This is a genomic window from Acidovorax sp. Leaf78 (assembly GCF_001422735.1).
Lineage (GTDB): Bacteria > Pseudomonadota > Gammaproteobacteria > Burkholderiales > Burkholderiaceae_C > Acidovorax.
In genome coordinates this window covers 388,031-410,312 of record NZ_LMLZ01000001.1, presented here as the reverse complement: position 1 = coordinate 410,312, position 22,282 = coordinate 388,031, and the positions used below count along the sequence as shown (strand labels likewise).

Sequence of the window (22,282 nt, the reverse complement as noted above, 5' to 3'; positions counted from 1 at the left end):
GCCTTCTCTACGAAGCATCCGCTGCACTATCCCAGCAGCCGCGACGATTTGGGCACATGGGCGATCAGAAACTCCATCTGGTCGGCCAGGATGCGCCGGTTGCGCAGGATGAAGTCTTCCCACAGGCTGGGGATGTAGGGCGCGTACAGCAGTGGCATGTGGGCCTGTTCGGGGGTGCGCGGGCCCTTTCGGTGGTTGCAGGGGCGGCAGGCCGTGACCACGTTCATCCAGTGATCCTGCCCGTTGCGGGCAAAGGGCACGATGTGTTCGCGCGTGAGGTCTTCTTCGTGGAAATGGCCGCCGCAGTAGGCGCAGACGTTGCGGTCGCGGGCGAAGAGCTTGCTGTTGGTGAGGCTGGGTTTCAGGTCGAACGGGTTGATGCCCGGCACGCCCTTGGTCCCGATGATGCTGTTCACCGCGATCACCGACTGCTCGCCGGTGACAGCGTTGTACCCACCGCGGAACCGGGCGATGTGGGCGCCTGATTCCCAGCGCACCTCATCGGCGGCGTAGTGGATGACCGCCTGTTCGAGCGAAATCCATGATTGGGGCAGCCCTTGGGCCGACAGCTTCAAGACCTTCAAAACACGCCTCCTGGAACAAGAATGAACACCAGGAAACCTCTGCACGAATCGGCGCGCCGTGTGCATCTGCGGTCTCGGGCGGTCTGCGGCGTTGCTCATGCTCGCAATAGCTACGGCTATTGCTGCGCTTTGCGCCTTGCAGCCCATCCCGATCCGCAGCGCTCACTTGCCGCCCGAATCGTACAGAGGCTCCCTAGTAATCGGAACGCGGATGTCTCGCGGGCCACCCTGCTCTGGAAGGCCCCTCGGTCACAATATACTCCGTTTTGATGACAAATTGGCGTCCTGCGCTTGATGGATATGCGCGTGCTGCTATCAAAAAGATAACAAACCAATGAAGATCTTTCGCGGATTCCACCACCGGGGCATCGCCAGCGCGTGCGCGCTGACCATCGGCAACTTCGACGGGGTGCACCGAGGTCACCAGGCCATGCTGGCCCTGCTCAACAGCGAGGCGGCGCACCGCGGGGTCGAAAGCTGCGTGCTGACCTTCGAGCCCCACCCGCGCGACTACTTCGCCGGGGCGCACAACAAGCCCGAGCTGGCGCCGGCCCGCATCGGTACGCTGCGCGACAAGCTCACCGAGCTGGCGCGGTGCGGCGTGCAGCAGACCGTGGTGCTGCCGTTCGATGCGCGACTGGCCGCCCAGTCGCCGGCCGAGTTCATCGACGAGGTGCTGATGCGCGGCCTGAACGCGCGCTATGTGCTGGTGGGCGACGACTTCCGGTTCGGCCGCCAGCGCGCGGGCGACTACGCCATGCTGGACGCCGCCGGCCAGGCCCGGGGCTTCGACGTGGCGCGCATGAACAGCTACGAGGTGCATGGCCTTCGGGTGTCGAGCTCGGCGGTGCGCGACGCGCTGGGCCGGGGCGACATGGAATCCGCGGCGCGCCTGCTGGGGCGTCCCTACACCATCTCGGGCCACGTGGTGCATGGCCGCAAGCTGGGGCGCGAGCTGGGCGCCACCGGCGCGGGGGCCGGCGACGGATTTCGCACGCTGAACCTGCGGTTTGCCCACTGGAAGCCCGCCGCCAGCGGCATCTTCGCGGTGCTGGTGCATGGCCTGGGCGATGTGCCTCTGCACGGCGTGGCCAACCTGGGCGTGCGGCCTTCGCTGGACCCCAACGACGTCAACGGCGGACGCGTGCTGCTCGAAACCCACTGCCTGCAATGGCCCGCCGATCTGGACCCCGAGGGGGCGTACGGTAAAATCGTGCGGGTGGAACTGCTGCACAAACTGCACGACGAGCTCAAGTACGACAGCCTGGACGCCCTGACAACGGGCATCGCCAAGGACTGCGACGATGCGCGCGCCTACTTTGCGACGGCCGCCATCGCGTCGCACACCGAGACCCGGCGCCAGACCACGCGCGACCGAATTTGAGGGGGCTGCTTACCGCAGCGCCCGCCTGAGCGGGCACACACATCCTTTTCGCGCACCCCCTCCCCCCTTCCGGGCACGCCCCGGAATGTTCAGTTTTTAAGGCCTCTTCATGTCCGACGACAACGTCAGTTCCGCGTCCGCCCCCACCGCCACGGACTACCGCAGCACCCTGAACCTGCCCGACACCCCCTTCCCCATGCGCGGCGACCTGCCCAAGCGCGAGCCGGGCTGGGTCAAGGAGTGGGACGACAAAGGCATCTACAAGCGCCTGCGCGATGCCCGCCGGGGCGCGCCCAAGTTCATCCTGCACGACGGCCCGCCCTATGCCAATGGCCAGATCCACATGGGCCACGCGGTCAACAAGATCCTGAAGGACATGATCACCAAGGCGCGCCAGCTCGAAGGCTTCGACGCGCTGTACGTGCCCGGCTGGGACTGCCACGGCCTGCCGATCGAGAACGCCATCGAGAAGAAACACGGCCGCAACCTGAGCCGCGACGACATGCAGGCCAAAAGCCGGGCGTTCGCCACCGAGCAGATCGCGCAGCAGATGGGCGACTTCCAGCGCCTGGGCGTGCTCGGCGAATGGGACAACCCCTACAAGACCATGAACTTCGCCAACGAGGCGGGCGAGATCCGTGCGTTCAAGCGCGTGATGGAGCGCGGCTTCGTGTACCGGGGCCTGAAGCCCGTGTACTGGTGCTTCGACTGCGGCAGCTCGCTGGCCGAGTTCGAGATCGAATACGCCGACAAGAAGAGCACCACGCTGGACGTGGCCTTCAAGGCGCACGAGCCTGCGAAGCTGGCCGCCGCCTTCGGCGTGCCCGCGCTCGCCAAGGACGCCTTCGTGGTGATCTGGACCACCACCGCGTGGACCATCCCGGCCAACCAGGCGCTGAACCTGAACCCCGAGATCAGCTACGCGCTGGTCGATGCCGGCGAGCGCCTGCTGCTGGTGGCCGAACCGCTGGTGGCCTCGTGCCTGGAGCGCTACGGCCTCACCGGCCAAGTGCTGGCCACCACCCTAGGCAAGAACCTGGGCGGCCTCGAATTCGAACACCCGCTGTACGACGTGGCCAGCGAGGACGGCAGCTACGGCTACCGACGCCTGTCGCCCGTGTACCTGGCCGACTACGCCACGGCCGACGACGGTACGGGTATCGTGCACTCCTCGCCCGCCTACGGGCTGGAGGATTTCAACTCCTGCGTGTCCCACGGCCTGGCGCTGGACGACATCCTGAACCCCGTTCAGGGCAATGGCACTTACGCGCCTGACTTCCCGCTGTTCGGCGGCCAGCACATCTGGAAGGCCGTGCCCGTGGTCATCGAGGCGCTGCGCAATGCGGGCCGCCTGATGGCCACCAAGGAGATCACCCACAGCTACCCGCATTGCTGGCGCCACAAGACGCCGGTGATCTACCGCGCCGCGGCGCAATGGTTCATCCGCATGGACGAAGGCGAAGGCGTGTTCACCAAGGACAAGGCCGAAAAGACGCTGCGCCAGACGGCCCTCGAAGCCATCGAGCACACGAGCTTCTACCCCGAGAACGGCAAGGGCCGCCTGCACGACATGATCGCCAACCGGCCCGATTGGTGCATCTCGCGCCAGCGCAGCTGGGGCGTGCCCATCCCGTTCTTCTTGCACAAGGACTCGGGCGAGCTGCACCCGCGCACCATGGAGATCATGGACCAGGCCGCCGCCATAGTGGAAAAGGGCGGCATCGAGGCCTGGAGCCGCGTGACGCCCGAGGAGATCCTGGGTGCCGAAGACGCTGTCTGCTACACCAAGAGCACCGACATCCTGGAGGTATGGTTCGACTCCGGCTCCACGTTCTTCCACGTGCTGCGCGGCACGCACCCCAACGTGCACCACGACACCGGCCCCGAGGCCGACCTGTACCTGGAAGGCCACGACCAGCACCGCGGCTGGTTCCACAGCTCGCTGCTGTTGGCCAGCGCGCTCGAAGGCCGCGCGCCCTACCGCGGTCTGCTGACCCACGGCTTCACCGTGGACAGCCAGGGCCGCAAGATGAGCAAGTCGCTGGGCAACGGCATCGACCCGCAGGAGATCAACAAGAAGCTGGGCGCCGAAATCATCCGCCTGTGGGTGGCCGCCAGCGACTACTCGGGCGACATCGCGGGGGACGAGAAGATCCTGGCGCGCGTGGTGGACGCCTACCGCCGCATCCGCAACACGCTGCGCTTTTTGCTGGCCAATGTGAGCGACTTCGACCCCGCCGCGGACGCCGTGCCGTTCGACCAGATGCTGGAGATCGACCGCTACGCGCTGACGCGTGCGGCCGAGTTCCAGGCCACGGTGCTCGCGCACTACAAGGTCTATGAGTTCCACCCCGTGGTGGCCAAGCTGCAGCTGTACTGCTCGGAAGACCTGGGCGGCTTCTACCTCGATGTACTGAAAGACCGGCTTTACACCACCGCACCCAAGAGCCTGGCGCGCCGCAGCGCCCAGACCGCGCTGTACCACATCACCCACGGCATGCTGCGCTGGATGGCGCCGTTCCTGTCGTTCACCGCCGAAGAGGCGTGGAAGGTGTTCGGCTCGTCCGACTCCATCTTCCTCGAAACCTACGGCTCGATCGCAGGGGCCGACGAAGGCCTGCTGGCCAAGTGGAGCCGCCTGCGCGAGATCCGCGACGTGGTGAACAAGGAGATCGAGGCACTGCGCGCCGGCGGCCAGGTGGGCTCGTCCCTGCAGGCCAACGTGGTGCTGACCGCGGCGCCCGAAGACCATGCGTTGCTGGCCAGCCTGGGCGATGACCTCAAGTTCGTGTTCATCACCTCTGCTATCGAATTGGTAGCTGGTAGCGCACTGCAGATCAGCGTGAGTGCCAGTTCCGATGCCAAGTGCGAGCGCTGCTGGCACTACCGCAGCGATGTGGGCCACGATGCGGCGCACCCCACGATCTGCGGGCGCTGCACCAGCAACCTGTACGGCGCTGGCGAAAGCCGGAGGCACGCGTGATGGCGCGCGGCAACAGCTCACTCTCCGGCCGCTCCGGCGCCAGCATGTGGCCCTGGCTCGTCTGGGCCGTGGTCCTGCTGGTGGCCGACCAGTTGACCAAGACCTTCATCCTGGACAACTACCGGCTCGGCGACTCCACCTTCGTCACCGGCTTCTTCAACATCGTGCGGGCCCACAACACCGGGGCGGCGTTCTCGTTCCTCGCGAATGCGGGCGGCTGGCAGCGCTGGCTGTTCACTGCCATCGGCGTGGTGGCCACGATCTTCATCGTGTGGCAACTGCGCGCGCACCCGGGGCAAAAGCTGTTTTGCTTCTCGCTGGCCAGCATCCTCGGCGGCGCCGTGGGCAACGTGGTGGACCGGCTGATGCACGGCTACGTGGTGGACTTCCTGGACTTCCACTGGGACTTCCTCTCGGGCATGTTCCCGGGCGGGCACTTCCCGGCCTTCAACCTGGCCGATACGGCCATCAGCATCGGGGCGGCCTGCCTGATCCTGGACGAGCTGCTGCGGGTCAAGCGGTCCAAATAGAAGCTGGGCGGCTGCCCTGCCCCGCATTCCCTGAACGGCCCCATTGAGGGCCGTTTTTCATGGCCGGCACCGCGCCCGGTCATACCGGCGTCACACGGCCTCGTTCCAATGTAAACGTTTACATAGCAACGAGGTTCCATGAGCATTCAGGACGTGGCCCGCCAGGCGGGCGTGTCGGTCGCCACCGTGTCGCGGGTCTTCAATCTGCCCGACAAGGTGACGCCGGCCACGCGCGAGCATGTGGAGCAGGTCGCCCAGGCGCTGGGCTACCTGCCCAACGCCAGCGCGCGCACCCTGCGCACCCAGCGCAGCCGCGTGATCGGCGTGGTGCTGCCCACCCTGCTCAACCCCGTGTTCGCCGAATGCCTGCAGGGCCTGGCGCAGGCCGCCGTCGCTGCCGGCTACGCCATCCTGCCGTTTGCCACCGACTACCAGATCGCTCAGGAAGACCGCGCCGTGCACCTGCTCCTGGCCGGCAATGTGGACGGCATGGTCCTCGTGGTCTCCAACCCGGCCACGTCGAGCGCGCTGCAGCGCCTGGCCGAAGCGGGCCTGCCCTACGTGCTGGTCTATAACCGGCACCCGGACCACCCCTGCGTGTCGGTGGACGGCGAGCAGGCCGTGGCCGAGCGGGTGGCGCACCTGGTCTCGCTCGGGCACCGGCGCATCACCATGGTCAGCGGCCAGCTCGCCGCGTCCGACCGGGCGCAGCAGCGCAGCCGCGGCTTTCACAGCGGCATGGCAGCCGCCGGCCTTCCCGTCGGGCGGGTGCTCGAAGTGCCCTTCATCGAAACCGCGGTGCAAGACGTCACCGCTCTGCTGCAGGGCCCTGATCGCCCCACGGCACTGGTCTGCTCCAACGACCTGCTGGCCATCCGCAGCATCCGCGCGGCGCACCTGGCCGGGCTGGCCGTGCCGCGCGACCTGAGCGTGGTGGGCTTTGACGGCATCGCCCTGGGCGAGGACCTCACCCCCATGTTGAGCACCGTGGCCCAGCCCAATGCCGACATCGGCCGCTGCAGCGTGCAACTGCTGGTGCAGGCCATGGCCAGCGGCACGCCATTGGCACCCGATGCAGGGCTGACCCTGCCCCACCACTTTCGCACCGGTGAGTCGTGCGCGCACGCATGACTTCCCGTTCTCACCCCGTCCCCCGCCACCTCCACCTCCCCTTGTCCCACAGGAGTCTTCGATGAAATACACGCTCACCCATTTCATGCGCGCCGCCGCACTGGCCTTCGGCCTGGCCGCCGCCGGCACCGCCATGGCACAAACAGCCATCTGCTACAACTGCCCGCCGGAGTGGGCCGACTGGGGCAGCCAGATCAAGGCCATCAAGGCCAGGACCGGCGTCACCGTGCCGCCGGACAACAAGAACTCCGGCCAGTCGCTCGCGCAGATGACGGCCGAGAAGGCCCGCCCCGTGGCCGACGTGACGTATCTCGGCGTGACCTTCGCCATCCAGGCGCAAAAGGACGGCCTGGTCGCGCCCTACCAGCCCGCCGCGTGGAAGGACATCCCCGACGGCCTCAAGGACCCGGCCGGCCACTGGTTCACCATCCATTCGGGCACGCTCGGCTTCATGGTCAACGTGGACGCGCTCAAGGGCAAGCCCGTGCCGCAGTCGTGGGCCGACCTGCTCAAGCCCGACTACAAGGGCCTGATCGGCTATCTGGACCCGGCCTCGGCCTTTGTGGGCTACGTGGGCGCTGTGGCTGCCAACCAGGCGCGCGGCGGCACGCTGGAGAACTTCGGCCCCGGCATCGACTACTTCAAGGCGCTGCAGAAGAACGAGCCCATCGTGCCCAAGCAGACCTCGTACGCGCGCGTGCTCTCGGGCGAGATCGCGATCCTGCTCGACTACGACTTCAACGCCTACCGCGCCAAGTACAAGGACCAGGCCAACGTGCAGTTCGTGATCCCTGCCGAAGGCACGCTGGTGGTGCCCTATGTGATGAGCCTGGTGGCCGGCGCGCCCCACGCCGCCGAGGGCAAGAAGGTGCTGGACTTCGTGCTGTCCGACGAAGGCCAGGCGCTGTGGGCCAATGCCTACCTGCGCCCGGTGCGCGCCAGCGCCATGCCCAAGGAGGTGCAGGCGCGCTTCCTGCCCGCCAGTGACTACGCGCGTGCCAAGACGGTGGACTACGGCCGCATGGCTGCCGTGCAGAAGGCGTTCTCGGACCGCTACCTCGCAGAAGTGAAGTGAGCCCCATGCGCCACGGCTTCGCTCCCTCGCGCGCGCTGCTGCTCGCCTGCGCAGCCCCTGCCGTGGCCTTCTTCGCGGCCTTCTGGCTGCTGCCCGTGGCCCTGCTGCTGGCGCTGCCGGCCGGCAAGGGCTGGGCCAACTACTTCGCCGTGCTGACGAATGCCCGCTACCTGCAGAGCCTGCTGCAGACCCTGGGCCTGTCGCTCGCCGTCACGCTGGCCACGCTGGTGCTCGGCGCGCTGGTGGGCATCACGCTGGCGCGCCAGCGCTTTCGCGGGCGGCAGCTGCTGATGTCGCTGCTCACGCTGCCACTGTCGTTCCCGGGTGTCATCGTGGGCTTCTTCATGATCCTGCTGGGCGGCCGCCAGGGGCTGGTCGCCGACCTCTCGGACCACCTGGGCCTGGGCCGCACCACCTTCGCCTACGGGCTCACCGGCCTGTTCCTGGCCTACCTGTATTTCTCGCTGCCGCGCGCCATCGCCACCTACACTGCGGCGGCGGGCGCCATGGACGCGGCACTGGAAGAAGCCGCCCGCTCGCTCGGTGCCTCGCGCTGGCGCGTGGCGCGCGACGTGTGGCTGCCCGAGCTGGCCGCCACCACGCTGGCCTGCGGGGCCATCGTCTTCGCCACCGCCATGGGCGCCTTCGGCACGGCCTTCACGCTGGCCAGCAAGTTCGAGGTGCTGCCCATCACCATCTACAACGAGTTCACCAACTACGCCAACTTCGCGCTGGCGGCCAGCCTGTCGATCACGCTGGGGCTGATCACCTGGCTGGTGCTCTGGGCGGCGCGCCGCGCATCCGGCACCGCGGCCTTCTGAAATGAAACACCCCCTGAGTCGCTTCGCGCCTTCCCCCTCTCTCGCCTCGCTGCGCGAGTCGGGAGGGGGACGCTCCCGGTGCGGCGGGGCGGCCCTTGCACGGGAGCACTGGCCTTGGCCGCGCCAGTTTCAAGCGTCGTGGGCAACGCGATGGCGGCATCGATAACTGATACATCCACCATGAGAAACGCACGACAAGCCCCCTGGTCCCTGGTGGCGCTCACCGCGCTGGTGGCCCTGTTCATGCTGGCGCCCATTGCGCTGTCGGTCCTGGCCGGGCTGGTGAACAACTACAGCGTGGGCCTCAAAAGCGGGCTCACGCTGCGCTGGCTCGGCGAGGTGTGGGAGAACTACGGCGGCACGGTGGGCGCATCGCTGCTGCTGGCGCTGCTGTGCGTGGCGGGCAACCTGCTCATCGGTGTGCCCTGCGCCTATGCGCTGGCGCGCAGCCGCTCGCGCTGGGCGCGCCTCTTCGAGGAGCTGCTCACCCTGCCCGTGGCGGTGCCCGGGCTGGCCAGCGCGCTGGCGCTGATCCTGGCCTACGGCACGCTATCGGGCTTTCGCCAGAGCTTAGCCTTCATCCTCGTCGGGCACATGGTGTTCACGCTGCCCTTCATGGTGCGCACCGTGGGTTCGGCCTTCCAGAAGGACGAGCTGCGCTCGCTCGAAGAAGCGGCGCGCTCGCTGGGAGCCAGCTTCGCGCAGCGCTTTCTCGGGGTGCTGGTGCCCGCCGTGCTGCCGGCCATCGTGGCGGGCAGCCTGATGGTGTTCACGCTCTCCGTGGGCGAGTTCAACCTCACCTGGATGCTGCACACCCCGCTCACGCGCACCCTGCCCGTGGGCCTGGCGGACAGCTATGCCTCCATGCGCATCGAGATCGGCTCCGCCTACACGCTGGTCTTTTTGATCGTCATCCTGCCCGTGCTGTGGGGCCTGCAGGCCGTCGGCACCTTCATCGAGAAACACCATGGAACTTGAACGCACGCGCGTGGACGTGGTCCAGTGCGCCAAAACCTATGCCGATGGCACACGCGGCCTGCAGCCCACCGACCTGACCGTGGAGCCCGGCGAAGTGCTGGCGCTGCTCGGCCCCTCGGGCTGCGGCAAGACCACGCTGCTGCGCCTGATCGCCGGGCTGGAGTCGCCCGACGCGGGCAGCCGCATCGCCTTTGGCGGGCAGGACGTGACGCAGCTGCCCATCGAACAACGCGGCATCGGCATGGTGTTCCAGCACTACGCGCTGTTCCCGCAGATGACGGTGGCCGCCAACATCGGCTACGGCCTGCGCATCCGCGGCGTGGATGCGGCCGAGCAGCGCCGCGTAGTGGGCGAGCTGGTGGACTTGGTGCGCCTGAACGGGCTGGAGGGCAAGCGCCCTGCAGAGCTGTCGGGCGGCCAGCGCCAGCGCGTGGCCCTGGCGCGCGCCGTGGCCGTGCGGCCGCGCGTTCTGCTGCTGGACGAGCCGCTCACCGCGCTGGACGCCAAGCTCAAGGAATCCCTGCGCGACGAACTGGCCGAGTTGCTGCGCCGCCTGCACATCACGGCCATCCACGTCACGCACGACCAGCAGGAGGCCCTGGCCATCGCCGACCGCCTGGCGGTGATGCAGGCCGGCCGCATCGTGCAGGTGGGCGATGGCGAGACGCTGTACCGCACGCCGGCCCACCCGTTCGTGGCCGCCTTCCTCGGCCGGGTCAACCGGCTGCAGCGCGACGAGGCAGCCCGCCAGCGCAACGTGTTGCCCCTGGGCGGCATCGAGCTGCCCTGCCCTGCGGCCTGCGCCGCCGACACCGCGCTGCTGGCGCGGCCCGAGGACATCGAGGTGCAGGTGGACCCTGCAGGTAGCGACGGCTGGGGCCGCGCCGAAGTCACGCGCCGCAGCTTTCTGGGCGAGCGCGTGCAGCTCACCCTGGCGCTGCCCGGCCAGCAACCGCTGCAGGCCGACGTGGCCCGCGACCACCCGGCGCGCCAGGGCCAGCCCGTGGCCATCCGCATCCACTCCGAGCACCTCATGCCCAGCCACGAGGCGTCCTGACTCTTGCCACACATGCCCATGACCACCTTGCTGCTGCAACTGTCCGACCCGCACATCCGCGAACCCGGGCGCCTGGCCTACGGCCGCATCAACACCGCCCCCTACCTGGCCCAAGCGGTGCAGACCATGCTGCGCCTGCCGCAGCGGGCCGACGCGCTGGTCATCACCGGCGACCTGACGGACTTTGGCCGCGCTGCCGAGTACGAGCACCTGCGCGCGCTGCTGGCGCCGCTCGGGCCCCTGCCCACGTACCTGCTGCCGGGCAACCACGACGAGCGCACCCAGCTGCGCCAGAGCTTTCCGCAGCACACCTACCTGGGCACGGAGGGCTTCGTGCAGTACTGCGTGCCGGTGGGCGGCATGACCCTGATCGCGCTCGATACCGTGGTGCCCGGCGCCAGCGAGGGCAGCCTGTGCCGTGAACGCCTGGCCTGGCTGGCCGATGCGCTCGACGCGCACCGCCACCGCCCCGTGGTGATCGCGATGCACCACCCGCCGTTCCAGACGCTGATCGGCCACATGGACGCCATCGGGCTGCTGAGCGGCGCGGCGGAATTGGAGGCCCTCGTGGCCCGCCACCCGAACGTGGAGCGCGTCATCTGCGGCCATCTGCACCGCAGCATCCAGGTGCGCTTTGGCGGCGCCATCGCAATGACCGCGCCCTCGCCCGCCCACCAGGTCTGCCTGGACCTGGCGCCCGACGCCACGTCGGCCTGGACGCTGGAGCCGCCCGGGTTCGCGGTGCATGCGCTGCCCGAGGGCGGCCGGCTGGTGAGCCACACCGCAGCCAGCGGCGTGCACGAGGGGCCCTACCCCTTCCACGAGGCCGGCCAGCTGATCGACTGAGTCGCCGCCGCAGGGGGTGCAACGCCCGTTCTGCGGCCCCGCCCGGCGCAACATACCTTGCCCTGTCATGGGCATGGTTCCTGCGTGATGGATTCACGGGTATGCTAGGGCGTCCGTAATGTGACAGTTTTGTGACTAAAACGGGCGCTTTCATGGTTTGCGTTCTGCCGTTGTTCCAGCGGCACAGCCTTTCTGGCTCGCAAAGCTTTTCCGCGCCCGCTCCGGGCCACTCCACAAGCCTGCCCCAGGGTGCCATCGCTGCCCTGCCCGCCCTGCCCCCAGGCAGCGGCAGCGCATATGGCACGCGGCGCAGTGCAGGCACAAAAAGAAGAAAAGTTAGCGTTTACTCATGAAGCATCTCTTGAATCTGTTGGCAGCGGTGTCGCTGCTGATCTGGGGCACCCACCTGGTGCGCACCGGCATCCTGCGCGTGTTCGGCGCCAACCTGCGGCAGTTGCTGGCCCACAGCGTCAGCAGCCGGTTCACCGCCGTGCTCTCGGGCATCGGGGTGACGGCGGTGGTGCAGTCCAGCACGGCCACGGCGCTCATCGTGTCCTCGTTCGTCGGCCAGGGCCTGGTGGGCCTGCCCGCCGCGCTGGCGGTGATGCTGGGTGCCGACGTGGGCACGAGCGTGATGGCGGTGGTGTTCTCGATGGACCTGTCGTGGCTGTCGCCGCTGTTCATCTTCGTGGGCGTGGTGCTGTTCATCTCGCGCAAGGACACCGCCACGGGCCGCGTGGGGCGCGTGCTGATCGGCCTGGGACTGATGCTGCTGGCGCTGCGCCTCATCACCGAATCGACCACCGTGCTCACCCAGTCGCCCACCGTGCGCACCCTGCTCGGCGCACTGACCAGCGACCTGCTGCTGGAGATCTTCACCGGCGCGGTGCTGGCCATCGTGGCGTATTCCAGCCTGGCCACTGTGCTGCTCACCGCGGCGCTGGCGGGTTCGGGCGGCATACCGCCCGACGTGGCGCTGGGCCTGGTGCTGGGCGCCAACCTGGGCAGCGGCGTGCTGGCGGTGCTGACGACCATGAAGGCCAACGTCCAGACGCGCCAGGTGCCGCTGGGCAACCTGTTCTTCAAGATCATCGGCGTGGTCATCATGACGCCGCTCACCGGCCTGTGGCTGCAGCACGTGCGGCCCTATGTGCCCGAGATCGCCGCGCTGGTGGTGCTGTTCCACCTGGCGTTCAACGTCGTGGTGGGCATCGTCTGCATCGGCCTCACGGGCACCGTGGCGCGGGTGGTGCAGCGCCTGCTGCCGCAGGAAAAGACGCAGGCCGCGGCCGGCGCACGCCCGCAGCACCTGGACCCTTCGGCCCTGGCCACGCCGTCGCTGGCCATCTCGTGCGCCGCGCGCGAGGCGCTGCACCAGGCCGACGTGGTCGAGTCGATGCTGCTGGGCCTGCACAAGGTGATCCGCACCGACGACATCAAGCTGGCCGAAGACCTGCGCAAGCTCGACGACGAGGTGGACGGGCTGTATTCGGCCATCAAGTACTACATGACCAAGATCTCGCGCGAGGCGCTGGACGAGCGCGAGGGCCGGCGCTGGGCGGACATCATCAGCTTCACGATCAACATGGAGCAGATCGGCGACATCATCGAGCGCGTGCTCATCGACATCGAAGACAAGAAGATCAAGAAGGGCCGCCAGTTCTCCGAAGCCGGCATGGAAGAGATCACCGAGCTGCACGCGCGCCTGATCGACAACCTGCGGCTGGCGATGAGCGTGTTCCTCAACGGCAGCGTGCGCGACGCGCAAAAGCTGCTGGAAGAAAAAGCCCGTTTCCGCGACCTGGAGCATGCCTACTCGGCCACCCACCTGGCGCGCCTGTCGGACAACACGGTGCAGAGCATCGAGACCAGCTCGCTGCACATCGACCTGATCAGCGAGCTCAAGCGCATCAACTCGCTGCTGTGCTCCGTGGCCTACCCCATCCTGGAATCGGCCGGAGCGCTGGCGCCCAGCCGGCTGCGCACGATGAACGAACAGGCTTGAGCCTTTTGAGCCTCCAGCGCTTGTCCATCAAGCGCTGGCAGCCACATTTTTAATAGCAACTTCATTCGGCGAGGTGCGTCGCGCATAGCGCTGGGCCAGCACCGCGCACACCATCAGCTGCATCTGGTGAAACACCATGAGCGGCAGCACGATGGCCCCCACCGCGTGGGAGGCGAACAGCACCTTGGCCATGGGCACCCCGCTGGCCAGGCTCTTCTTGGAGCCGCAGAACACCAGCGTGATCTCGTCCTCGGTCGAAAGCCCCATGCGCCGTGCGGCCCAGGTGGTCAGGCCGAGGGCCAGCGCCAGCAGCACCGCGCACACCACCACCAGGCCCAGCAGCGCGGGCCACGGCAGTTGCCGCCACAGGCCCTGCACCACCGCCGCGCTGAAGGCCGTGTAGACCACCAGCAGGATCGAGCCCTGGTCCACGACCTTGAGCACCGCCGCCCGGCGCTGCACGAACCCGCCGATCCAGGGCCGCAGCAGGTGCCCCGCCACAAAGGGCACGAGCAGCTGCAGCATGATGCGGCCGATGTTGGCCAGCGTGCCGTCCTGCGCCGCGGCGCCATGGGCCTGCGCCTCGGGCAGCAGCAGTCCCACCAGCATCGGCGTGATCACGATGCCCAGCAGCGTGGACGCCGACGCGCTGCAGATCGCTGCCGGCATGTTGCCCCGCGCCACGGCAGTGAACGCAATGGCCGACTGCACCGTGGCCGGCAGCACGCACAGGTAGAGCACCCCGGTGTACAGCTGCGGCGTGACGAGCGGCAGCAGCACCGGCCGCAGCGCCCAGCCCAGCAGCGGGAACAGCACGAACGTGGTGCCCACCACCACCAGGTGCAGCCGCCAGTGCGACAGACCCGCCACGATGGCATCGCGCGAGAGCTTGGCGCCGTGCAAGAAGAACAGCAGCGCCACGGCCGCCACGGTGGTGGCCTCCAGCGCCTGCGCGGCAGCGCCCGATGCGGGCAGCACGCTGGCCAGGGCCACAGTGCAAAGCAGGGCCAGGGTGAAGTTGTCGGGGAGGAATCGGGAACGGGCCATGGAAATACCATCGAAAAAAACACGCGGATCTAACCGAAAGCTGGCACCAGGCGGGGCGCAGCAGCGGGCGATGGCGCTATTGGACAAGCTGCGCATTCCAAAGAGAAATGGATTTCTCTGATGGATTTATGATTCGGCCGCATGAATGTGACCCTGCGCCAACTGCACGTCTTCCAGTCCGTGGCCGCGACGCGCAACTTCAGCCGCACCGGCGACGCCGTGGGCCTGACGCAACCCGCCGTGAGCCGCTGCATCACCGAGCTGGAGGCGCAGATGGGGCTGCAATTGCTCAACCGCACCACCCGCGAGGTCACGCTGACCGACGCCGGCCAGCGCCTGGCGGCCCGCCTGCCGCGCGTGCTGGAAGAGCTGGAAAGCACCCTGCAGGACGTACAGGAGATGGCCACCGAGCGGCGCGGCCGGGTGCGGGTGGCCAGCAGCCCGACGCTGTCGGCCAACCTGCTGCCCGACTGCATCGCCCAGGCCCACACCCGTCTGCCCGGGTTGGACCTGGTGCTGCTGGACCGCATGCAGAGCGCGGTGCTGGCCAGCGTGCTGTCGGGCGAGGTGGACTTCGGCGTGGTGATCGACCCCGGCGAGCAGGATGCGCTGCACTGCGAGACCATCCTGACCGAGCCGTTTTGCCTGGCCTGCCCGCCCGGCCACCGACTGGCGCGCAAGCGCACCGTGCGCTGGACCGACCTGCAGGGCGAGCCGCTGGTGCTGCTGGACCACGACTCCGGCAGCCGCCGCCTGATCGACCGCGCCCTGGCCGAGCACGGCGTGGCCTACACCGTCGCACAAGAAGTGGGCCACCCCACCACCATCTTTCGCATGCTCGATACCGGCCTGGGCATCTCCGTCATCCCCACCCTCGCCCTGCCGCCCGAAGGCCTGGCCCGGCTGGCCGTGCGCCCGCTGGCGCCGCGCGTGGACCGCGAGGTCATGCTGGTGCACCGCCGCAACCGCGCCCTGTCGCCCATCGCGCAGGCCGCGTGGGACCTGGTGAAGGCGGTGGCGGGGCAAAGGCCTGTGGCGGGCTGACGGGGGCGGCTGGATGATTCCTGGCGCGCTCAACGGCGGGGCGCAGCCACGACGCCAGAAGAATGAGTTGTGTAAGCTGCTCTTACCGCAGCAGCGCCAGCACCCCTTGCGGCAGCTGATTGGCCTGCGCCACCATCGCCGTGCCCGCCTGCTGCAGGATCTGCGAGCGCGAGAGGTTGGCCGTCTCGGCGGCGAAGTCGGCATCCAGAATGCGCGAGCGCGACGCCGACAGGTTCTCCGACGTGACCTGCAGGTTGCTGATCGAGGTTTCAAATCGCGACTGCAGCGCGCCCAGCTTGGCGCGCTCGCCGTTGATGAAGCTCAGAGCGGCATCGGTCGTCTTGAGCGATTCGGTCGCCTTGTCAAAGGTCGTGACATCGAGGTCGGACACCTTCTTCACAGACGACGCCCCCGCCGCAGCCGCATTGGTGCCGGTGGGCGTGACCGTGAAAGACTTTTCTGAATCTAGCGTGACATATCCGCTGACTTTGGCATTGTCGACCGCCGTGTTCACAGCCAGCACGACCGGTGCCCCCGCATTGTTGCCATCGGCATCCAGCTTCTGCACGGACACCGTGCCGGGGTTGGCTGTGTTGGTGTCCGTGATGAGGATGTCGTTACCCCGCGTGTTGCTCAGAAGCACCCTGGAGCCGTCGGAGTTCAACGCAGCGGTCACCCCCGTCTTGGACGATTGGTCATTGATGGCTGTGACGGCTGCCGCCAGGCCATCGGCCGTATTGCTGGTGGACAGCGTGAAAGACAGCCTCCTGGGGGTCGTGTTGTCCGACGTCAGGTCCAGCACATAGGTCCCGGTGCTGCCAAAGGCAATGCTCATGGAGGTGCGCGCCGTGGCGCTCACGCCGGTGTCTGCCTTGACGGCATTGATCGAATCGGCGATCTGGGACGACGTGGCATTGGAAGCCACTGAAACGGTGCGGCTCCCCGCAAAACCATTCACCGCCACGCTGCCCGCCGTCACGCCATTGAAGTTGTTGTTGGTGTTGGTGGGTGGCCCCACGGCCACCACCTGGTTGCTGCCGTAGGCATTGGTTCGCAGATTGGCCGAGGCGGCAACAATCGTCTGGTTGGCGTTGGCCCCGACCTGGAATTGCTGCGTACCGAAGGTACCGTCCAGCAACTTGGCGCCATTGAACTCCGTGGTCTGCGATATGCGGTCCAGCTCGGACACCAGCTGGCCCACCTCCTGCTGCAGGGCCTGCCGGTCGCCCGCGCTGTTCGTGGCGTTGGCCGATTGCACGGCCAGCTCGCGCACCCGCTGCAGGATGTCGCCCGAAGCCTTCAGTGCGCCTTCCGCCGTCTGCGCCAGGGAGATACCGTCGTTGGCGTTGCGAACTGCCTGGTTCAGGCCGCGGATCTGGCTGGTGAAACGCTCGGAAATCGCCAGGCCCGCCGCGTCGTCCTTGGCGCTGTTGATGCGCAGGCCCGAGGACAGGCGCTGAATGGACGTGTTCAGCGACGTTTGGCTGGTGCCCAGGTTGCGCTGCGCGGTGAGCGAGGCGATGTTGGTGTTGATCGTGGACGCCATTCAAATCCCTCGGCCCGTCCCACTCGCAAGGTGTGCTCGGGGTGCTTGTTGTTGGTATGTGCCCCGCAGGGCGGCTGAATGCCTTCATTTCGGCAGCTTGCGTGTTGACTTGAGCCAGTCGCCGGAAATCAGGCCGCAACGCACCACCACGATCAGGTAAAAATCAAGGAAAACTGCCACCTACCGCTGGATAGGAAACACTTTTACGCTATTAAAAACAGAGCAACCAGAACAGGCAGAATTTACGCCTTGTCCGTGCCTTCAGAGCCCATGCCCTGCTCTGCGTAACACTGCAACCCCTGCGCCAGCGCATCGAACGTGAATTTGCAACGCGGGCTGCTGCGCAGGTCTTCGTGCATCACCACCCAGGTATCGAGCCCCACCGAGAACTGCGATGCCAGCACGCGCACCATGTCGGGCGTTTTGGCGGCGAGGCCTATCTGACACACCCCGATGCCGCACCCCGCGCGCACCAGGGCCAGTTGCGCCAGGTCGCTGTCGCTGCGCAGGGCAAAGGCCTCGCGACGCCAGGCGGGCGCGGCCTTGCGGGCGGCGCGCAAAAAGGGGGTTTCCTCGTCGTACCCGACAAGCCGGTGCTGCTGCAGGTCGGCCGACGACATTGGCATGCCATGCACCTGCAGGTAGCGGGTGTGCGCGTAGAGCCCCACCTGCACCACGCCGACGCGCCGGGCGATCAGCGCCTCTTGCCGGGGCTCGGTCATGCGGATGGCGATGTCGGCCTCGCGGTGCAGCAAGTCCTGCACCTTGTTGCTCAGCGCGAGCTCTATGCACAGCGCCGGATGGTCGGCCTGCAACTGCGCCAGGATGGCGGGCAGCACCTCCACGCCGATCACCTCGCTGGCCGTGACGCGCACGGTGCCCCTCACCCCGTCGCCATGGCCGCTGGCGGCGCGCACCAGGGCGGCGGCCGAATGACCCATGGCCTCGGCATGCGGCTGCAGCGCCAATGCCGCCTCGGTGGGCAGCAGGCCTTGCTGCGACCGGGTGAAGAGCGTGAGCCCCAGGGCCTGCTCCAGGGCTGCGATATGGCGGCCCACGGTCGGCTGCGTCACGCCCAGCGCACGGGCGGCGCCGGAGAGCGAGCCTTCGCGCAGCACGCCGAGGTACGAGCGGTACAGCTCCCAGCCCACCGGGCTATCGGACGAAGGTGCTTGAGTCATACATAAATGTATAGCCTTACGCTCATTTTCAGCAATTTCCTTTTGCCCACCCCACACGCACACTGCCCTGCATCGCAACAAGGTTTGGAGTGCACGCATGGCAAACGGCAACAAGGTTCTGGTTCTGGGCGCCACCGGCGGCATCGGTGGCGAGGTGGCGCGCCAGCTGCGCGACGCGGGCTGGCAGGTGGTGGCGCTGCACCGCAGTGCGCCGGCGGCGGGCGAGCAGCGTGACGGCATGGCCTGGCTGCGCGGCGACGCCATGCGCCGCGAGGACGTGCTGGCCGCCGCCGCGGGCTGCGACGTGATCGTGCACGCCGTCAATCCGCCGGGCTACCGCCGCTGGGGCGAGCTGGTGCTGCCGATGATCGACAACACCATCGCCGCCGCCACCGCCGTGGGCGCCACGGTGGTGCTGCCCGGCACGGTCTACAACTACGGGCCCGATGCGTTTCCGGTACTGCGTGAAGACGACCCGCAGCGCCCGTTGACCCGCAAGGGCGCCGTGCGTGTGGAGCTGGAGCGGCGGCTGCAGCAGGCCACCGTGGCGCACCCGCTGACGCCTGCCACCTGCCGCGTGATCATCGTGCGGGCGGGCGACTACTTCGGCCCGCAGGTGGGCAACAGCTGGTTTGCGCAGGGCCTCGTCAAGCCGGGCCAGCCGGTGGCGGCGGTGTCGCTGCCCGGCAGCGCGGGTGTGGGCCACCAGTGGTCCTACCTGCCCGACGTGGCGCGCACCATGGTGCAGTTGATCGCGCGCCGCGCCGACCTGCCGGCGTTCGCCCCGTTCCACATGGCTGGGCACTGGGACGCGGACGGCCAGCAGATGGCGGGCGCCATCGGCCGGGCAGTGGCGGCACGCGGCGGCGCGGCGCCCAAGGTGCGTGCGTTTCCGTGGTGGCTGATCACGCTGGCGTCGCCCTTCGTGGCCACCCTGCGCGAACTGCGCGAGATGCGCTACCTGTGGCGCGAGCCGCTGCGCATGGCCAACGACCGGCTGCGGTCGGTGCTGGGCACCGAGCCCCACACGCCGCTCGATGCGGCCGTGCAGGCCACGCTGGAAGGCCTGGGCTGCCTGCCCCCTGCCGCAGAGCCCGCAGGGCAGCCCACCAAGCAGCCCACATCGGGCATCACAGCCCCAGAAACCCCGCAATCACCAACCCGGCTTCCAGCGTGAACTGGCCCTGCGCCACCTGATCGCGCACGATGCCCGGCGGCAGCAGGTCGAAGCGCTCGACCTCCCCGTCCTGGTTGCAAGGCTCCATGCCCGCAGGCACTTCGGCACGGAACCAGTCTATGCGTTCGAGCATGTAGCCCGCGCCGCCACCCTCGCGGCTGGGGCGGCTGAAGTCGACATGGCCGCCGTGCTGCAGCGCCGTGAGCGCACCGACCTGCAGGCCCGCCTCTTCCCAGGTCTCGCGCGCGAGGGCCTGGGGCAGCGTGTCGGCGGCGGACACCATGCCGCCCATCAGCGTGTCCCACAGGCCGGGGTTGTTGGGCTTGGTCATGGAGCGCTTTTGCACCCACATGCGGCCATCCGGCGCCAGACCCACCAAGTGGACCGCGCGGGTGGTGATGCCCAGCACGCGCACGGCGCCGCGCTCCACCGTGCCCACGACCTCGCCGGCCGGGTTGCACACGGCCAGCTGCTCGTCGCGCCAGGGGCCGCACAGTGCTGCGTCGCGCAGGGCTGCAGCCAGCGTGTTGAGCGCATCGGTGGTGGCATCGGCCGGCCCATCGATGCACCATGCCATGGCCCCCGAATGCTCCTGATTTGATAGCTGATAGCGCTTTTCCAGCAAGCGGTAGGGGCTGATTTGATTCAAAAAACCCTCCGCCACCGACCCCACCACCTGCCCCGCCACCACCAGTGGCTGGCGTGGCTGCGCGGGCGGGCGCTCGGCGGACTGCCGCGCGCCCGCAACCCACGCCTCGAACGACGGGTTCTGCACAGCGGCGTTCACAGCGTGAGGATGGTGCAGCCGGTGGTCTTGCGGGCTTCGAGGTCGCGGTGCGCCTGCTGCACGTCGGCCAGCGGGTAGCGCTGGTCGATGTGGATCTTGACCTGGCCGCTGGCCACCACCGCGAACAAATCGTCGGCCATGGCCTGCGTGCTCTCGCGCGTGGCGATGTGGGTGAACAGCGTCTGGCGCGTGACGTAGAGCGAGCCCTTGGCACCGAGCGAGCCGGGCGCAAACGCAGGCGCGGGGCCCGAGGCATTGCCGAAGCAGGCCATGAGGCCGAAGGGCCGCAGGCAGTCGAGCGATTGGTCCCAGGTGTCCTTGCCCACCGAGTCGTAGACCACCTTCACGCCCTTGCCGCCGGTGATCTCCTTCACGCGGGCTGCGAAGTCTTCCCGTTGATAGTTGATGGCGTGCGCCGCGCCGTTGGCCAAGGCCAGCTGGCATTTCGCGTCGGAGCCCGCCGTGCCGATGAGCTGCAGGCCCAGGGCCTTGGCCCACTGGCTGGCGATCAGGCCCACACCCCCCGCCGCCGCATGGAACAGCACGTGGTCTCCGGCCTGCAGGCCTTCCACCGGCAGCGTTTTCTTCAGCAGGTACTGCGCAGTCAGGCCCTTGAGCATCATGGCCGCACCGGTCTCGAAGCTGATGGCGTCGGGCAGCTTGCACACCGTCTTGGCGGGCATCACGCGCACTTCGCAGTAGCTGCCGGGCGGCTGGCTGGCATAGGCTGCGCGGTCGCCCGCCTTCAGGTGCGTGACGCCCTCGCCCACCGCCTCGACCACGCCGGCGCCCTCCATGCCGATGCCTGCGGGCATCTGCAGCGGGTACAGGCCCGTGCGGTGGTACACGTCGATGAAGTTCAGGCCGATGGCGTGGTGGCGGATGCGGATCTCGCCGGGGCCGGGTTCGCCCACGGTGACATCGGCCAGGTGAAGTTCTTCGGGACCGCCGTGCTGGCGGATCTGGACGGCAAGGCTCATGGACTGGGTCTCCTGGAATGGGGGATGCACAACAACGGCGGCCATCCTGCCACGAAACCTGCCGCCTTGCCGCCCCAGGGCGACCGCCACCGGCCAAGGGCATTGGCGCGCCCAGCGGCACCGCCAGCAGCGCACCGTTACAGTGCTGCCCCATGACACAAAAACTGACGCCCGGCACGGCCGCGATGCTGGTGATTCCGCCGATGCTGTGGGCGGGCAATGCCGTGGTGGGGCGGCTGGTGCACGAGCTGATTTCTCCCATCGCCCTGAACTTCATCCGCTGGGTGCTGGCTTTTGGCGTGCTGCTGCCACTGGCCCATGGCGTGCTGCGCAAGGACAGCCCGCTGTGGCCCCACTGGCGCCGCTACGCGCTGCTGGGCCTGCTGGGCATCGGCCTGTACAACGCGTTCCAGTACATGGCGCTGCAAACGTCCACACCCATCAACGTGACGCTGGTGGGATCGAGCATGCCGGTGTGGATGCTGGCGGTGGGCAGCCTGTTCTTCGGAATGCGCGTGACGCAGCGCCAGGTGCTGGGCGCGCTGCTGTCGATCTGCGGTGTGCTGATCGTGCTCAGCCGCGGCGAGTGGGCGCAGCTGCTGGCCTTCCGCTTGGTGCCGGGCGACCTCTTCATGATTCTGGCCACCATCTCGTGGGCGTTCTACAGCTGGCTGCTGTCGCGCACCACAGAGCCCGCACCCATCCGCGGCGACTGGGCCGCCTTCCTGATGGCGCAGATGGTGTTCGGCCTGGCGTGGTCGGGCAGCTTTGCGGGCGTGGAATGGGCCACGGGCCACACGCATGCGACCTGGGGCTGGCCGCTGGTGGCGGCGCTGGTGTTCATTGCGGTGGGGCCTGCGGTGCTGGCCTACCGCTTCTGGGGCGTGGGAGTGCAGCGCGCGGGGCCGGCGGTGGCGGGCTTTTTCGTCAACCTCACGCCGCTGTTCGCCGGCATGCTGTCGGCCGCGTTCCTGGGCGAGACGCCGCAGGTGTTTCACGGCGTGGCGTTCGCGCTCATCGTGGGCGGGATCATCGTCTCTTCGCGGAAGGCTTAGCGCGCTGCGCCTGCCGTTTCCCTGCCGTTGCCGTTGTTACTTTCGCAGCAGCAAGATGCCCGCTGAAACGT

General features: G+C 68.1%; 19 protein-coding genes. 13 read left to right on the top strand and 6 right to left on the bottom strand.

The features are described 5' to 3' along the window. Window positions 1-26: 26 nt before the first annotated feature. Window positions 27-584: an HNH endonuclease gene (locus tag ASF16_RS01830; RefSeq protein ID WP_056161838.1), complete on the bottom strand. Its 558-nt coding sequence runs from the start codon at window positions 582-584 to the stop codon at window positions 27-29. A gap of 334 nt (window positions 585-918) precedes the next feature. Here ASF16_RS01830 and ASF16_RS01825 point away from each other — a divergent pair, with 334 nt between their 5' ends. The 10 genes from ASF16_RS01825 (at window position 919) to ASF16_RS01780 (ending at window position 13,394) form a co-directional block, all read left to right on the top strand. Beyond that, window positions 919-1,968: a bifunctional riboflavin kinase/FAD synthetase gene (locus ASF16_RS01825; protein WP_056161836.1), complete on the top strand. Its 1,050-nt coding sequence runs from the start codon at window positions 919-921 to the stop codon at window positions 1,966-1,968. Window positions 1,969-2,077: 109 nt separating this feature from the next. Then, window positions 2,078-4,951 carry an isoleucine--tRNA ligase gene (ileS, locus tag ASF16_RS01820; protein ID WP_056161834.1) on the top strand — a complete coding sequence of 958 codons (2,874 nt, stop codon included), beginning with the start codon at window positions 2,078-2,080 and terminating at the stop codon, window positions 4,949-4,951. Then, window positions 4,951-5,481: a signal peptidase II gene (gene lspA, locus ASF16_RS01815; RefSeq protein ID WP_056161832.1), complete on the top strand. Its 531-nt coding sequence runs from the start codon at window positions 4,951-4,953 to the stop codon at window positions 5,479-5,481. Before ileS ends, lspA begins: the two co-directional genes overlap by 1 nt. Before the next feature lie 138 nt (window positions 5,482-5,619). Beyond that, window positions 5,620-6,612, top strand: a complete 993-nt coding sequence (locus ASF16_RS01810) for a LacI family DNA-binding transcriptional regulator (protein ID WP_056161830.1) — start codon at window positions 5,620-5,622, stop codon at window positions 6,610-6,612. Window positions 6,613-6,673: 61 nt separating this feature from the next. Next, entirely contained in the window at window positions 6,674-7,687 is a 1,014-nt protein-coding gene (locus ASF16_RS01805) for an ABC transporter substrate-binding protein (protein ID WP_056161828.1), read from the top strand. Window positions 7,688-7,692: 5 nt separating this feature from the next. Continuing rightward, entirely contained in the window at window positions 7,693-8,508 is an 816-nt protein-coding gene (locus tag ASF16_RS01800; protein WP_056161827.1) for an ABC transporter permease, read from the top strand. A gap of 180 nt (window positions 8,509-8,688) precedes the next feature. After that, window positions 8,689-9,486: an ABC transporter permease gene (locus ASF16_RS01795; RefSeq protein ID WP_056161824.1), complete on the top strand. Its 798-nt coding sequence runs from the start codon at window positions 8,689-8,691 to the stop codon at window positions 9,484-9,486. Beyond that, entirely contained in the window at window positions 9,476-10,543 is a 1,068-nt protein-coding gene (locus tag ASF16_RS01790; protein WP_056161822.1) for an ABC transporter ATP-binding protein, read from the top strand. Before ASF16_RS01795 ends, ASF16_RS01790 begins: the two co-directional genes overlap by 11 nt. Before the next feature lie 18 nt (window positions 10,544-10,561). Continuing rightward, window positions 10,562-11,389, top strand: coding sequence for a phosphodiesterase (locus ASF16_RS01785; RefSeq protein WP_082516710.1), 828 nt, complete (start codon window positions 10,562-10,564; stop codon window positions 11,387-11,389). A gap of 349 nt (window positions 11,390-11,738) precedes the next feature. After that, window positions 11,739-13,394, top strand: coding sequence for a Na/Pi cotransporter family protein (locus ASF16_RS01780; RefSeq protein WP_056161818.1), 1,656 nt, complete (start codon window positions 11,739-11,741; stop codon window positions 13,392-13,394). Window positions 13,395-13,421: 27 nt separating this feature from the next. On the opposite strand, the gene ASF16_RS01775 is transcribed toward ASF16_RS01780, so the two are convergent. Beyond that, window positions 13,422-14,441: a bile acid:sodium symporter family protein gene (locus ASF16_RS01775; RefSeq protein WP_056161817.1), complete on the bottom strand. Its 1,020-nt coding sequence runs from the start codon at window positions 14,439-14,441 to the stop codon at window positions 13,422-13,424. A 141-nt stretch (window positions 14,442-14,582) separates the two neighbouring features. On the opposite strand from ASF16_RS01775, the gene ASF16_RS01770 reads away from it, so the two are divergent. Further along, window positions 14,583-15,485, top strand: coding sequence for a LysR family transcriptional regulator (locus tag ASF16_RS01770; protein WP_056161815.1), 903 nt, complete (start codon window positions 14,583-14,585; stop codon window positions 15,483-15,485). 82 nt (window positions 15,486-15,567) lie between these two features. Here ASF16_RS01770 and ASF16_RS01765 read toward each other — a convergent pair whose 3' ends face one another. Together ASF16_RS01765 and ASF16_RS01760 are read right to left on the bottom strand one after the other, a co-directional pair. Beyond that, on the bottom strand, window positions 15,568-17,031 hold the full coding sequence (locus ASF16_RS01765; protein WP_056161813.1) for a flagellin: 1,464 nt from the start codon (window positions 17,029-17,031) through the stop codon (window positions 15,568-15,570). 242 nt (window positions 17,032-17,273) lie between these two features. Beyond that, window positions 17,274-18,212: a LysR family transcriptional regulator gene (locus ASF16_RS01760; RefSeq protein ID WP_056161810.1), complete on the bottom strand. Its 939-nt coding sequence runs from the start codon at window positions 18,210-18,212 to the stop codon at window positions 17,274-17,276. Between the two features lie 97 nt (window positions 18,213-18,309). Between ASF16_RS01760 and ASF16_RS01755 the strand changes: the two genes are divergently transcribed. After that, window positions 18,310-19,389: an NAD(P)H-binding protein gene (locus ASF16_RS01755; RefSeq protein WP_056161808.1), complete on the top strand. Its 1,080-nt coding sequence runs from the start codon at window positions 18,310-18,312 to the stop codon at window positions 19,387-19,389. Here the strand turns inward: ASF16_RS01755 and ASF16_RS01750 are convergent. Both ASF16_RS01750 and ASF16_RS01745 read right to left on the bottom strand, forming a co-directional pair. Then, window positions 19,343-20,176 (bottom strand): NUDIX domain-containing protein, encoded by an 834-nt coding sequence (locus ASF16_RS01750; RefSeq protein WP_082516682.1) that lies wholly within the window; start codon window positions 20,174-20,176, stop codon window positions 19,343-19,345. The two genes, ASF16_RS01755 and ASF16_RS01750, sit on opposite strands and share 47 nt — an antisense overlap. Continuing rightward, complete coding sequence (locus ASF16_RS01745; RefSeq protein ID WP_056161806.1) at window positions 20,173-21,156, bottom strand: quinone oxidoreductase; 984 nt, start codon at window positions 21,154-21,156, stop codon at window positions 20,173-20,175. The genes ASF16_RS01750 and ASF16_RS01745 overlap by 4 nt, the downstream gene beginning before the upstream one ends. Window positions 21,157-21,308: 152 nt before the next feature. On the opposite strand from ASF16_RS01745, the gene ASF16_RS01740 reads away from it, so the two are divergent. Next, window positions 21,309-22,211: a DMT family transporter gene (locus tag ASF16_RS01740; protein ID WP_056161805.1), complete on the top strand. Its 903-nt coding sequence runs from the start codon at window positions 21,309-21,311 to the stop codon at window positions 22,209-22,211. Window positions 22,212-22,282: the final 71 nt, after the last annotated feature.

Bases quoted from the DNA above. Each gene is read 5' to 3' on its own strand.
- ASF16_RS01825 (WP_056161836.1), top strand. From the start codon at position 919: ATGAAGATCTTTCGCGGATTCCACCACCGGGGCATCGCCAGCGCGTGC.
- ileS (WP_056161834.1), top strand. From the start codon at position 2,078: ATGTCCGACGACAACGTCAGTTCCGCGTCCGCCCCCACCGCCACGGAC.
- lspA (WP_056161832.1), top strand. From the start codon at position 4,951: ATGGCGCGCGGCAACAGCTCACTCTCCGGCCGCTCCGGCGCCAGCATG.
- ASF16_RS01810 (WP_056161830.1), top strand. From the start codon at position 5,620: ATGAGCATTCAGGACGTGGCCCGCCAGGCGGGCGTGTCGGTCGCCACC.
- ASF16_RS01805 (WP_056161828.1), top strand. From the start codon at position 6,674: ATGAAATACACGCTCACCCATTTCATGCGCGCCGCCGCACTGGCCTTC.
- ASF16_RS01800 (WP_056161827.1), top strand. From the start codon at position 7,693: ATGCGCCACGGCTTCGCTCCCTCGCGCGCGCTGCTGCTCGCCTGCGCA.
- ASF16_RS01795 (WP_056161824.1), top strand. From the start codon at position 8,689: ATGAGAAACGCACGACAAGCCCCCTGGTCCCTGGTGGCGCTCACCGCG.
- ASF16_RS01790 (WP_056161822.1), top strand. From the start codon at position 9,476: ATGGAACTTGAACGCACGCGCGTGGACGTGGTCCAGTGCGCCAAAACC.
- ASF16_RS01785 (WP_082516710.1), top strand. From the start codon at position 10,562: ATGACCACCTTGCTGCTGCAACTGTCCGACCCGCACATCCGCGAACCC.
- ASF16_RS01780 (WP_056161818.1), top strand. From the start codon at position 11,739: ATGAAGCATCTCTTGAATCTGTTGGCAGCGGTGTCGCTGCTGATCTGG.
- ASF16_RS01775 (WP_056161817.1), bottom strand. From the start codon at position 14,441: ATGGCCCGTTCCCGATTCCTCCCCGACAACTTCACCCTGGCCCTGCTT.
- ASF16_RS01770 (WP_056161815.1), top strand. From the start codon at position 14,583: ATGAATGTGACCCTGCGCCAACTGCACGTCTTCCAGTCCGTGGCCGCG.
- ASF16_RS01765 (WP_056161813.1), bottom strand. From the start codon at position 17,031: ATGGCGTCCACGATCAACACCAACATCGCCTCGCTCACCGCGCAGCGC.
- ASF16_RS01760 (WP_056161810.1), bottom strand. From the start codon at position 18,212: ATGACTCAAGCACCTTCGTCCGATAGCCCGGTGGGCTGGGAGCTGTAC.
- ASF16_RS01755 (WP_056161808.1), top strand. From the start codon at position 18,310: ATGGCAAACGGCAACAAGGTTCTGGTTCTGGGCGCCACCGGCGGCATC.
- ASF16_RS01745 (WP_056161806.1), bottom strand. From the start codon at position 21,156: ATGAGCCTTGCCGTCCAGATCCGCCAGCACGGCGGTCCCGAAGAACTT.
- ASF16_RS01740 (WP_056161805.1), top strand. From the start codon at position 21,309: ATGACACAAAAACTGACGCCCGGCACGGCCGCGATGCTGGTGATTCCG.